Origin of the sequence: Streptomyces alanosinicus, from assembly GCF_014650595.1 — a bacterium.
Lineage (GTDB): Bacteria > Actinomycetota > Actinomycetes > Streptomycetales > Streptomycetaceae > Streptomyces > Streptomyces alanosinicus.
In genome coordinates, this window is sequence record NZ_BMVG01000005.1 from 98029 (window position 1) to 109482 (window position 11454).

At 70.1% G+C, this 11454-nt stretch carries 6 protein-coding genes; all 6 read right to left on the bottom strand.

Annotated elements, in window-relative coordinates; translation table 11 throughout:
- Window positions 1–29: 29 nt before the first annotated feature.
- The 6 genes from IE277_RS13545 to IE277_RS13570 all read right to left on the bottom strand — a co-directional run bounded on the left by IE277_RS13545 (window position 30) and on the right by IE277_RS13570 (window position 11198).
- On the bottom strand, window positions 30–3296 hold the full coding sequence (locus IE277_RS13545) for a non-ribosomal peptide synthetase (RefSeq protein ID WP_189952007.1): 3267 nt from the start codon (window positions 3294–3296) through the stop codon (window positions 30–32).
- Between the two features lie 54 nt (window positions 3297–3350).
- On the bottom strand, window positions 3351–5966 hold the full coding sequence (locus tag IE277_RS13550; protein ID WP_189952009.1) for a Pls/PosA family non-ribosomal peptide synthetase: 2616 nt from the start codon (window positions 5964–5966) through the stop codon (window positions 3351–3353).
- Window positions 5967–6305: 339 nt separating this feature from the next.
- Complete coding sequence (gene map, locus IE277_RS13555) at window positions 6306–7076, bottom strand: type I methionyl aminopeptidase (protein ID WP_189952011.1); 771 nt, start codon at window positions 7074–7076, stop codon at window positions 6306–6308.
- Between the two features lie 1344 nt (window positions 7077–8420).
- Window positions 8421–8561, bottom strand: a complete 141-nt coding sequence (locus tag IE277_RS49485) for an EF-hand domain-containing protein (protein WP_373310776.1) — start codon at window positions 8559–8561, stop codon at window positions 8421–8423.
- A gap of 517 nt (window positions 8562–9078) precedes the next feature.
- Window positions 9079–10053 carry an NAD-dependent epimerase/dehydratase family protein gene (locus tag IE277_RS13565; protein ID WP_189952015.1) on the bottom strand — a complete coding sequence of 325 codons (975 nt, stop codon included), beginning with the start codon at window positions 10051–10053 and terminating at the stop codon, window positions 9079–9081.
- A complete protein-coding gene (locus IE277_RS13570) occupies window positions 10050–11198 on the bottom strand; it encodes a glycosyltransferase family 4 protein (protein WP_189952017.1) in 1149 nt (382 codons plus the stop codon). Before IE277_RS13570 ends, IE277_RS13565 begins: the two co-directional genes overlap by 4 nt.
- Between the last annotated feature and the right edge of the window lie 256 nt (window positions 11199–11454).

Below are 11454 nucleotides of genomic sequence, written 5' to 3' on the forward strand. Positions count from 1 at the left end.
ACGGGGCTCAGAAGGAGACAAGGGGTACGTCAGGGAGAGGAAAGGGGCACGACGGCGCTCAGCACCGCCCGCGCCGCCTCGGCCGGACGGGTGCGCAGGAAGTGATGGCCCCCGTCGGCGAGTTCGAGGAGATCGACGTGCTCGGCCAGGAGCAGCCAGTCCCGGTGGCGGTGGGCGTGACCACCGGTGTGCGGGTCGTCGGCGGCGAGGACCACCGAGACCGCCGCGGACAGCTTCACCGGTGGCGGGCTCCCCAGGGCTTCGCTGAAGTAGCGGTGCGCGCCCGCGCAGTCGTGCCGGTAGGCCGCACCGATGTGTTCGGCGTGCCGCGCGGTCAGCTCCGCGAGTTCCGCGAAGCCGTCGTCCGCGGCCAGCTGCGCCGCGATCTCGGCGTCGCTCCGGCTCGTCAGCTCATCGACGGCGGCGAGCCGGTCGGCGGCGGTGCCGAGCAGCTGCGCACCGAGGAACACCCGGGTCACCCGCACGCCCTGCCGCTCAAGCCTCCTGGCCGTCTCGACGGCCGGCGCGGCCCCCGAGGAATGACCCCAGAGCATGACCTCGGACAGACCGCGCGCCGCGATCTCGGCGGCGACCTGCTCGGCGACCTGCTCGATCGACGCGAACGGCTCAGGACGCGCGGACAGCTGGTGACCGGGCAGATCCACGGCGAGGACCGCCACTCCACCAGCCGCCAGCGCGCCCGCCAGCGGCCGGTAGTTGACCGCGTTGCCGCCCGCGTGGGGGAAGCACACCAGCGTCGGGCGCGGCGCACCGCCCTCGTCCGACAGGGAGACCAGCAGCTCCGGGCGCTGCCGGGCCGTGCCGTCGAGGATCGCGGCCAGATCGGCGAGGACCGGGTGCCGGGTGATGTCCTTCAGGGACACCGCGCGGTCGAGCGCGACGGTCAGCTTGACCGCGGTCAGAGAGGTGCCGCCCGAGTCGAAGAAGTGGTCCGTGCGGCCGATCCGCTCCTCGGGCACCCCCAGCAGTTCGGCCCAGGCCGCCGCCAGCCTCCGCTCGGCCGGGCTGAGCGGAGCGGACGCGTCCTTCGCCGTTTCCTGTGGCGCCGCCACGTCCGCCAGCCCGATCAGCGCCTTGCGGTCGATCTTGCCGTTGGCCGTCAGCGGCAGGCCCTGCCGCCAGTGGAAGGCCGCGGGGACCATATAGGCGGGCAGCGCCGCGCCGAGTGCCTCGCGCAGCACCTCCGGCGGCCTGCGCGTACCGGTGTAGAAGGCGATCAGATGTCTGCTGCCGTCGGCCCGCTCGGCGACGACCACCGCGCCGTCGCGTACTCCGTCCACCCGCAGCAGGGTGTTCTCGATCTCGCCGATCTCGATCCGGAAGCCACGGATCTTGACCTGGTTGTCGCGGCGGCCGAGGAACTCCAGCTTGCCGTCGGGGTGCCAGCGCCCCCAGTCGCCGCCCAGGTAGAGCCGCTCGGCGGGCCGGTACGGGTCCGTGCGGTACGCCTCACGGGTCCGCTCCGGATCGTTGACGTACCCCCGGCCCACGCAGACCCCGGCGAACGCGATCAGCCCGGGGGCGCCCAGCGGGACCAGCGACAGATGTTCGTCGACGACGTAGACGCGTACGTTGTTGACCGCCCGCCCCAGCAGCACCCGGTCGGGCACCGTCTGAAGGATCTCGTGATTGGTGTCGTCCGAAGTCTCCGTGAGCCCATAGGCGTTGAGCAGCCTGATGTCCGGCTGGACCGCGAACCAGCGCTGGACCAGCTCCCGTTTCAGCGCCTCGCCGGTCACCGACACACACCGCAGGTCCGGCAGCGGACGCGGGTGCTGTTCGAGATACGAGACCACGACCTCCAGATAGGAGGGCACGACCTGTGCCACGCCGACGCGGCCCCGCTGCAGCGTGTCGACGAACCGTTCCACGTCGGTGATCACGTCCTGCTCGACCAGCAGGGTCCGTCCGCCGACCAGGAGCGGGGACAGCAGCTGCCACAGGGAGATGTCGAAGCACTGCGGGGCCGTCTGCGCCACCACGTATCCCTCGCCGAGCGCCAGGTCGTCGATCTTGGCGTGGAGATGGTTGAGCATGCCCGCGTGTTCGCACATCGCGCCCTTCGGCTCACCGGTGGAGCCGGACGTGAAGTAGATGTAGGCGAGCCGGCCGGCGTCGACCCGGACACCGGGGTCGCCGTCGGCGTGCGGTTCCGCGTACGCGGCGCCGACCGGAAGCTTCTCGACCTCCGGCAGCGTGGCCAGCGCCTCGTCGAGGGTGCCGGCGCTGCCGGGTTCGGTCAGGACCAGCCGGCAGTCCGCGCGTGACAACGTTGCCGCGATCCGGCCGGCCGGGAAGTGCGGCTCGATCGGCAGATACACGCCGCCCGCCTTGAACACCGCCAACGTGGCCGCCAGCCAGTCGAGGTTGCGCTCGGTGACGACGGCGACCACGTCCTCCCGGTCCAGGCCCCGCGCCAGCAGCGCTCGCGCCAGCCGGTTCGCGCGCCGGTTCAGCTCGTCGTACGTCCACTCCCGCGCGCCGTGCACGGCCGCCACCGCGTGCGGATGCGCCCGTACCCGCTGCTCGAACAGTTCGTGCGCCCGCGCGTCCGGCAGCGGCCGGCGGGGCCCGGCCAGACCTTCCAGCTGCTCCCGTTCCTCCTCGGGCGACAGCAGGCTCTGCCGCGTGTGGTCGGCGTCCGGCTCGGCCGTCATCAGCCGCAGCGCCGTCACGTGGTAGCCGCCGACACGCGCCGCGGCCGGGGCGTCCAGCACGTCCGTGCGGTACCGCAGGCGCAGCGTCAGCCGTCCGCCCCGGTCGGACCAGTGCAGTTGCAGGACGCCGTCGTCGGTGTGGGTCCCTTCGGCTCCCGGCGGCCCGAACACGACCTCGTACGGCGGCTCGGTCAGCCCCAGCTCCCAGCGCAGCTTCTCCACCGGGAACTCCCGGTGCGCCAGCACCTCCGCCTCGGCGTGCTCGGCGGCCGACAGCAGGGCCTGCCAGGATCCCGGGAGTACGGCCAGCCGGCAGGGCAGCGGCTCGCCGCGCACCCCGGTGGTGTACCCCGTGACCACCTCCGGCTCGCCGGAGAGCGCGGCCAGCACCTTGGCGTGCGCGGCGAGAAGCAGCGCGCTGACCGGCACCCCCCGGTGCCGGACCAGCTCACGCATCGCGTCCGCCACGTCGTCCGGCACGGGTGTCTCGTGCTCGGCCGCTCCCTCGGCCGGGGCCGCCTCGGGCGGCTGCCGGACCCAGCGCGGCACCGTGGTGACACCGCCGGCGGTCAGTACCCGGCTCCAGAACTCCCGGTCCGCTTCCACGCGCACTCCCATGGCATAGCCTTCCTCAACTCACCGCCGACGCGTCGACGCGGGGGTATTGGCTGTTTACGTGGTCCGGCCGGCGGCGTGGGGCCGGATGCCGTGCTCCGGCATGTCCACGGCGGGATTGCCGCCCCACTGTGCGTCCGGGGGGACTTCCTCGCCCTTCATGAGGAAGGAATCGGGGGCCAGCACCGAGCCGTCGCCCATGGCCACGCCGTAGTGCACATGGGCGCCGACGCCCAGCGTGCAGGCGGTGCCCAGCGTGGTGATGTCGGACTTGAAGGTGCCGTCCTCCTGCGAGTGGCACTGGAGCTTGCTCCCGGCGTTGAGGGTGCAGTCGTCGCCGATGACGGCGAGCGTCCGGTCGGTGACGTAGCAGCCGTCGTCGAACACCCTGCTGCCGATGCGGACGCCGAGCATGCGCCAGACGAGGCTCTTGAAGGGCGTTCCGTTGAACAGGTTCAGGTAGTGGTCCGGAACCTTCCACACACGCTCGGTCAGCCAGAAGGTTCGTTCGTAGATGGAGCACAACTGGGGGCGGAATCTGCGGAAGGACAGCAGACAGCGCTCCACCAGGACGTAGTACGCGGTGGACAGCGCGAGCGTCAGCACCAGATACGCGGCGATGACCACATGCCCGATCCTGCCGTACAGGCCGACGGAGGCCAGGGCGAGCAGGGTGAGCGCGAAGGTGTGCAGCCAGCGCACGCACAGCATCAGGGCCATCGAGCGAAGGTTGTAGCGGTTCTTCATCGCGAGCCGACGGTGCAGCGTCTCGCCCGTCCTGAGGTGATCGAACCGTGCGTCACGGTCCACGGAGCGGGGGATCTCGAAGCACGGCGAGCCGAGGAGGCCCACGCCTTCACGGATCTCGCCGTCGAGGGGAATCATCACTTTCGTCGCGAGGAGGCAGTTGTCGCCCGTTCTGCCGCCGACGGGATAGGCGATGTTGTTGCCCAGGAAGTTGTGCGGCCCGATCGACACCCGGGACAGCCGGAAGGACGTACTGGAGTAGTCCGCGTTGAGCACGGAGAGACCGTCGGCCACCATCGTTCCGCTGCCCACGGAGACCAGGAAGGGCGTCTCGTGCTGCATCTCGGTGCCGAAGTTGGACCCGGTCTGCTCCACATGTGACAGGTCGTAGCCGAGTCCGCGGAGGTAGTGGACGATGTAGGAGCTGTCACCGAAGAGCCAGGCGAAGAACTTGATGTTCGTCATGCGCGCTGTCGCCTGGTGCACCGAGTAGTGGAATCCGTACAGCGGATAGACCCGGTCGGGCCTGACGGCCAGCCGCAGCAGCCGCGGAACGCTGTACAGGACGGCGAGACCGACCACGACGAAGCCGAAGAAGAGGACCGACGAGATGATCAGCCCGTCGGTGATCAGTTCCGCCGCCGTCAGCGCGCTCGTCTGCGGGTCGAGCCGCTTGCCGATCGCCGGTACCCCGGTGAACAGCATGTACACCCCGCCGACGGCCAGAGGGATGTACACGAAGAGCAGCTGCACCAGGGTGACGCAGCCGAACCAGGCCCGGCGCCCGGTGCCGCACCTGGCCGGCGCGACCCGGAGGTAGTCGACCTTGGTGGGCTCGGCCGGCGAGCCGTGCCAGTGCTCGCCGGCCGGGACCGCCTGGCCGCGGTGGAGGGCGGAGGCATGGCCGAGCTGGGCGCCGTCGCCCAGCGAGGTGTCGATGTCCAGGACCGTCTTCTCGCCGACGAACACATCGCGTCCGAGCGTGATCCGGCCGGTCTGGATGCGGCCCGCGAAGGCCCGGTAACCGAGGAAGAAGGAGTCCTTGCGGACCACCGCACCGGAGCCGATGGTCAGCAGGTCGGTGCAGACCGGCACGGAGTGCGACAGGATCGTGACTCCCCTGCCGATCCGGGCGCCGAGGGCCCGCAGATACAGCACGTACAGCGGAGTTCCGACGAGGAAGACCATGGGATTCGCGTGCAGGAGCACCTTGACGAGCCAGAAGCGCAGATACGTCAGGCCCCAGACGGGAAACTCACCGGGTCTCCAACGGCCGATGAGCAGCCACTTCGCGGCGATCGGGAACGCGCACAGGGCGACGAACCCGATTCCGCCGAACAACAGCGACCGCAGATAGATGTCGACGACGCCTGAACCGGTGGCGATCCACTCGTACCCCGAGGCGGTGACGAACCCGGAGACAAGGGAGTAGCCGAGGAACACCAGCAACTGGGCTGTTCCGCAGAGCAGATGGCTGACCCGGTTCCCGCGCGGCGCCGGAGCCGCCGGCGAGGGCGCAGGAGCCATGGCCGGCAGTGGTGCGGACACCGGCCGGGCGGGGACCGGACCGGCGGGTGCGGGAGCCGCATCGGCTGCGCGGGCCGCAGCGGCGGCGGCAGCGGCCGCATCGCCGAGAGCCGACGCCAGGCTCCGGATCGTGGGATGCCGGTAGATGTCCTTCATGGACGGGGACGGCAGGTCCGCACGTTTTCGGATCCGCGCGCAGAACTGTGCCATGACCAGGGAGTTGGCGCCGAGGTCGGTGAAGAAATGGCTGTCGACCGCGACATGCTCGGCGCCCAGGACGTCGGCCAGTGTCTGCGCGTACTTCTGCTCGGTCTCCCACCCGTCCGGGACGGTGTCGCGCACGGCGACGGCAGGTTCGTGCGGCCCGGATATGGGGACCTCGGAGGACTGCTCCACCATGCGATCTCCCGGAGAGCGTGGACTGTGGCCCGATCAAGGACCGGCGGCTCCAGTCTGTCCATGAATAGATCAGACTGCTACTTGTCTCCACACTCGACCAAGGTGTCAAAAATGCCCGGTTAGGCCGTCTTTCCTCGGTTCCACGCAGGACGGGGGCGCCCGCGGATCACCCGGACGGCGGTACCCCCGGGGGCCCCACAGCTGTCGGCGGTGGGCCGCGGGCCCAGGAACCGCCGTGGGAACGGGGGAAGCCCCCGGCCCGGACACCGCGAGCGGCGCCTGCCGGGCAAAGCCCAGGTCGGGCGCCTTCGGCAGGGGGCTCCGGCCTCGCGACTGTGCCTACTTCGGCACGGTGAGGATTTCGGCTCCGTCGTCGGTGATGGCGATGGTGTGCTCGCTGTGTGCTGTCCGGCAGCCTGTCGCGCTTCGGAGCGTCCAGCCGTCGGCATCGGTGACGAGTCGGGCGGTGTCCGCCATGACCCACGGCTCCAGCGCCAGCAGCAGCCCAGGGCGCAGCCTGTATCCACGGCCGGGCCGTCCGGTGTTCGCAACGTGCGGGTCCTGGTGCATCGTTGATCCGATGCCATGGCCTCCGAACTCGGTGTTGATCGGGTACCCCGCCTCGCTGAGGACCGTGCCGATGGCATGGGAGATGTCGCCGATGCGGGCCCCGGGCCCGGCAGCGGCGATCCCCGCGGCCAGCGCGCGTTCGGTCGCACTGATCATCGCGACGCTCTCCGGAGGCTCTGCGTCGCCCACGATGAAGCTGATGGCGGCGTCCGCGGCGACTCCGCCTCGGGAGACGGCGAGGTCGAGTGTCAGCAGATCGCCGTCGGCAAGCGTGTGGTCGTACGGCCGTCCGTGGAGCACGGCGTCGTTGACGGCCGTGCAGATGTAGTGGCCGAACGGGCCGCGTCCGAACGACGGCTCGTAGTCGACGTAGCAGGACTGCGCTCCCGCATCGACGATCAGGGCCTTGGCCCACCGGTCGATGTCCAGAAGGTTCGTGCCGATCGTGCTGCGGCTCTTCAGCGTCTGCAGGATGTCGGCGACCAGGGCGCCTGTGCCTCTTGCCCGGGCCAGCAGGGTGGGGTTCAGGATCTCGATCATGCGGCGCCCTTCTCATGCAACCAATTACTATACCGGCCATACAATACCGGTATTGTAATTGGGTGCGCGTTCGGGTTCGAGCCGCCACTCGGTTTCGCCTGGTGTGCGGGTACCGCGTGACGGTCGTCCTCCCGGGCGACCGGGTCTGCAGTGGTCCAGCAATGGCGCGGTTCTGCAGCTCAATGCCGCGAGGGGCTGACTCTGTCCGAGTTCGCTGCGCGGCACGGCCGTACGACGGGCGGTATCCATGCGCGTCTGGACCGGTTTGTTCCACAGTCCGGTTCGGAACGTCGACGATCCGTTGGATCGGCTGACGTCTCGACTGGCCGCGGATCCTGGTTACACATGGCGTGAGGTGGGTGCCGAGCGGCGTCTTCGTGAACGAAGTCCTCTGCGACAACTCTGTGGCAGACCTGCTCGTCGCGCTGACACTGCTGGTCGTCGCCGCAGCCGGAGCCCTCACCACACGGTATGAGCGCTTGGTCCTGTCATCCCTGAGAGGCAGGGATGACAGGACGTAGGACGCTGCAACCTGCCAGGTGGCCGGGCCGGGTAAGACCGACCAGCCGGCCTTCGGGCGACCCCGAGACGGACTGTCGTTCGTCACCCGCAGGCTCGCTTGAGCGGTGACCCGTGTCGGCGGGAACCCCTGCGTCTGTCCCCTCGACCTGAATTGGCCGATATGATGCTTCTGTTCTCCCGGAAGGCGTCACTCCACCCCGCGCCGTGAGCCTGCCACTTGGCATGATGTCCGGTTCGTGATCATGCGAGCTCCATGAGAGCAAGGGGGCGTTGTGCGTCGCGGGCGTTGCGGCGCAGGCCGACCGCGATGTTCGTGACGCCGCTCCGCCGAGCGTCTCGGGCCTGTTGCCGCTGACACACGCCAACCCGGCGGCGCGCTTTACGCCCAGCTCGCGCAACGCCCTCGCCAGCCGCCACACCTCTTCCGGCGCCTGCCAGAAGGTGAGCACGCGGGCTCCGGATCCGATCGCCGACCGGTCGGCGCGGTGGTGGACGGCGTCGACGAGATCGGTGACATATGCAGCGGGCACCGGATACTCTTTCGCGGGATTGGCCAAGGCGGCAGTTGCGCCATGGGGAAGGCCCGCCCGCCACAGGCACACAACAACGTGGGGCCGCCTCGCCCATGTGGTCGATCCGCTGATGGGGTGCCCTGCGCGTGGCCTCGGCTCCCAGTGGTTCGCGAAGTTCCTCTGCCTGGCGCGGTCCGCCCACGGACCGCCGACGCCGAGGCGGTCGGGTATGCCCGTATCGGCTGCTCCCGCGCAACCACCCTCCGCCCATCCCTCGACTCGGAAGCCGGCACGCACCGTCTCACCCGCCTCAACTCGTGTAGAAGCGCTGCACGGCCTTCCGGAACTCCTCGGCGCTCAGCTGTCCGTCGCCGTCGGTGTCGAGTTCCTGAACGTACGCGTTCGGGCATTCTCGGCAGACATGCGCAGGAGAGCGGCGGCGAGGAGACACTCATCCTCGGTCAGAGAGCCGTCGTCATCACTGTCGAGCAGGTCGAACAGCGTCCGGCACACCTCCCCCTTGCCCGGACGGTCGGGCGAGCGGAATGCCGGAGAGGCGCGCGGCCACAACTCCTCGACAGACAGGATCCCGTCGCCGTCGCGGTCGCAGAGGGAGAGGAGGAAGTCCCACTGGGTCTTGTTGGCGTCCAGCAGGGCCCGGGACCGTCGGTTGACCGGCCTGTTCAACGCCATGTACCACACTGGCCGGCCCGCGACCGGAGCAGGCCGGCTCGGTGGCCCCGCCGGACTGCCGCCTGCCTGAGACCGGGGGACGTGTGATCGTCCACGGCACTTTGCCGCAAGCGCAAGAGGTGGACCGACACCCCGTCTGCTGCATGCCAAGCGCGGGCTGAAGAACTGGGCGCCGGGAGAGACGTCCATGTTCGCAGCGCGGCTGTGAGGGAGAGGGGGCCGGTGCGCGACAGACCAGGACGAACGCCTTCGGCCGCCCGGAAACGGGGCGGTGTTCATGCGCTGCCGTTCGGGCTCGGGCTTCGCTCGATGGAAGACCTCCTTGGTATGGCTGCGTGAGCGGCCATCGCGGCCAGTCCGTCGAGTAGATCGGTGCGCGGCCGGTAGCCGAAGGCTCGGGCGGCCAGGGTGATGTCGGCGCCGGTGTGCCGGGCGTCGCCGGGTCTGCCGGGCCGCGGGTCGAGGCTGACGGGGCCGATCACGCGCTCTACCGCGGTGATCGCCTGCTTCATCGACACTGGGCGGTCCCCGCCGAGGTTGGCCACCCCCGTGAAGCGGGAACAGGCCGCGTCCCGCATGGCGGTGACGACGTCGCGCACATATGTGAAGTCGCGGGTCTGCTCACCGTCGCCGTACAGCGGGAACGGGTCGCCGCTCTGGGCAGCTGCGACCAGACGGGCGAAGGCCATGTCGGGCCGCTGCCGGGGCCCATACACCGTGAACAGACGCAGGGACACGCTGGGGAGGCCGTAGGCGGTGCCGTACAGCTCGCACAGGTGCTCGGCTGCCAGCTTGGTGACACCGTACGGCGAGACCGGCCGTGGGCACACTGTCTCGGCCGTGGGAAAGGCCGGCGCGTCGCCGTACACGGAAGAGCTGGAGGCGTAGACGAACTTTCGCAGCGGGTGGTTCCGTACGGCTTCGAGGAGAACCTGGGAGGCGAGCAGGTTGCGCCGGGTGTAGAGGGCGAAATCCCGCCCCCAGGAGCGCCGCACGCCGGGCTGCCCGGCCAGGTGGTAGACGACCTCCGCGCGGTCGAGGAGGCGGGAGAGGTCCGCCTCAAGCAGGTCGGCCCGGTGGAATGTGAAGGCGGGGTGAGGGATCAGCTCGTCCAGGTTGCGTAACTTCAGGGCTGGGTCGTAGGTGTCGGTGAGAGCGTCGATGCCGACGACGGTGTCGCCGGCCGCCAGGAGGTGTGCGGACAGGTGGGAGCCGATGAAGCCGGCCACGCCGGTCACCACCGCCCTCATCGGCGTTTCCCGGTGAGCTCGACCGGCGTAGGCAGCACCTGGTCGGCTCGGGCCCGCCAGGTGTGCCGCTCGTGCAGCCGCCGGCGCGCCTCGGCGCCCAGTGCTTCACGAAGGGCCCGGTCCTCAGCGAGCCGTTTCACCGCGTCCGCCCAGGCGTCGACGGAATCGGGTGGACACAGCAGGCAGTTGGCCCCGTCGTCGAGGACCTCCCGCAGTACCGGCAGGTCCGAGGCGATGATGGCCTTCCCGTACGACATGTACTCGAACAGCTTCATCGGTGACACCCAGCGGCTGATCTCACCGGTCCCGCCGACCCCCTCGGCACAGAAGACCTTCCGCTGGTACGGCGCCAGTACGATGTCGAAGGCCCGGTAATAGGGGGAGAGTTCGGCGGGTGGCAGATGCCCGTGGAAGCGCACATTGGATTGGCCGCATCGGCTCTGCCAGTACTCGCGGTCGGTCGCGGTGCCGCCGACGATGTGGAACTCGGCCTCGGGGAGGCGGCCGGCGAGGTCGAGGATGATGTCCGTGCCCCGGCCCGGGTAGAGATGGCCGACGTAGCCGATCCGCAGCGCCCCGGGCCGGCCCGGAAGCCCGGCTGGCGGGCCGCCGTCAGGTACCGGATCGGCGCAGTCGTGGGCGGTGAGCAGGTCGGCCTGCGGCAGGGAGTCGAGCTGGGGGAAGGCCCGGCGGTAGTCGTCGGCCAGTGCCTGGGAGACGAACACCACGCGGCGCAGGTTCCGCCTGCCGAACAGCAGGCGTTCGATGCCGCGGACGACGCGGTCGCGCCACAGCAGATGGGTCTCGTAGACCAGGGGGGCCAGGTCGGAGGCGGCGAGCAAGGCATGCAGATCGCGCCCGTAGAGCAGATCGGGCACGCCCCGGCGGCGTAGGTCGGCACGCACCCGCCACGCGCGGATCCACACGCCCAGCCCCGGTATCCGGGGCCGCGCCACGGTGCGCACCTCGAAACGGTTGCGGGTGCCGTAGTAGGCGTGGACGTCCTCGGCGGGGGCGGTGCCCGGCGGGGCGTAGAGCACGACCTCGTGTCCGGCGTCCGTGAAGGCGTCGCACATCCGCATGACGTGCACACCATTGGCATAGACGGAGGGGATGCTGCCGGAGTGCAGATAGGCGATCCGCATGGCTGACTGGGCCTCCGGGGGCGAGGAGATGACAGTCGCCCATGGTCCCCACGGCCCTCTGGGGCCACAACCGTGCTCGTCGGCCGGCCGACAGCACGACAGGGGCGCACACCGGTGCACGGTCAGCCCGCCGCATGCCTGTCTGAGCCAAGTTCCTGAGCCGCAGGCGTCTCAGAATTCCCGGCACGTCACAGGCGCACCACGCCGGGTGGCACACCGGCGTGCGGCACGCCTGTTGCGCCCTGCCCCCCGAGCC

Coding starts and splice junctions, on each gene's coding strand:
- IE277_RS13565 (WP_189952015.1), bottom strand. CDS start 10,053: ATGAGGGCGGTGGTGACCGGCGTGGCCGGCTTCATCGGCTCCCACCTG.
- IE277_RS13550 (WP_189952009.1), bottom strand. CDS start 5,966: ATGGTGGAGCAGTCCTCCGAGGTCCCCATATCCGGGCCGCACGAACCT.
- IE277_RS13545 (WP_189952007.1), bottom strand. CDS start 3,296: ATGGGAGTGCGCGTGGAAGCGGACCGGGAGTTCTGGAGCCGGGTACTG.
- IE277_RS13570 (WP_189952017.1), bottom strand. CDS start 11,198: ATGCGGATCGCCTATCTGCACTCCGGCAGCATCCCCTCCGTCTATGCC.
- map (WP_189952011.1), bottom strand. CDS start 7,076: ATGATCGAGATCCTGAACCCCACCCTGCTGGCCCGGGCAAGAGGCACA.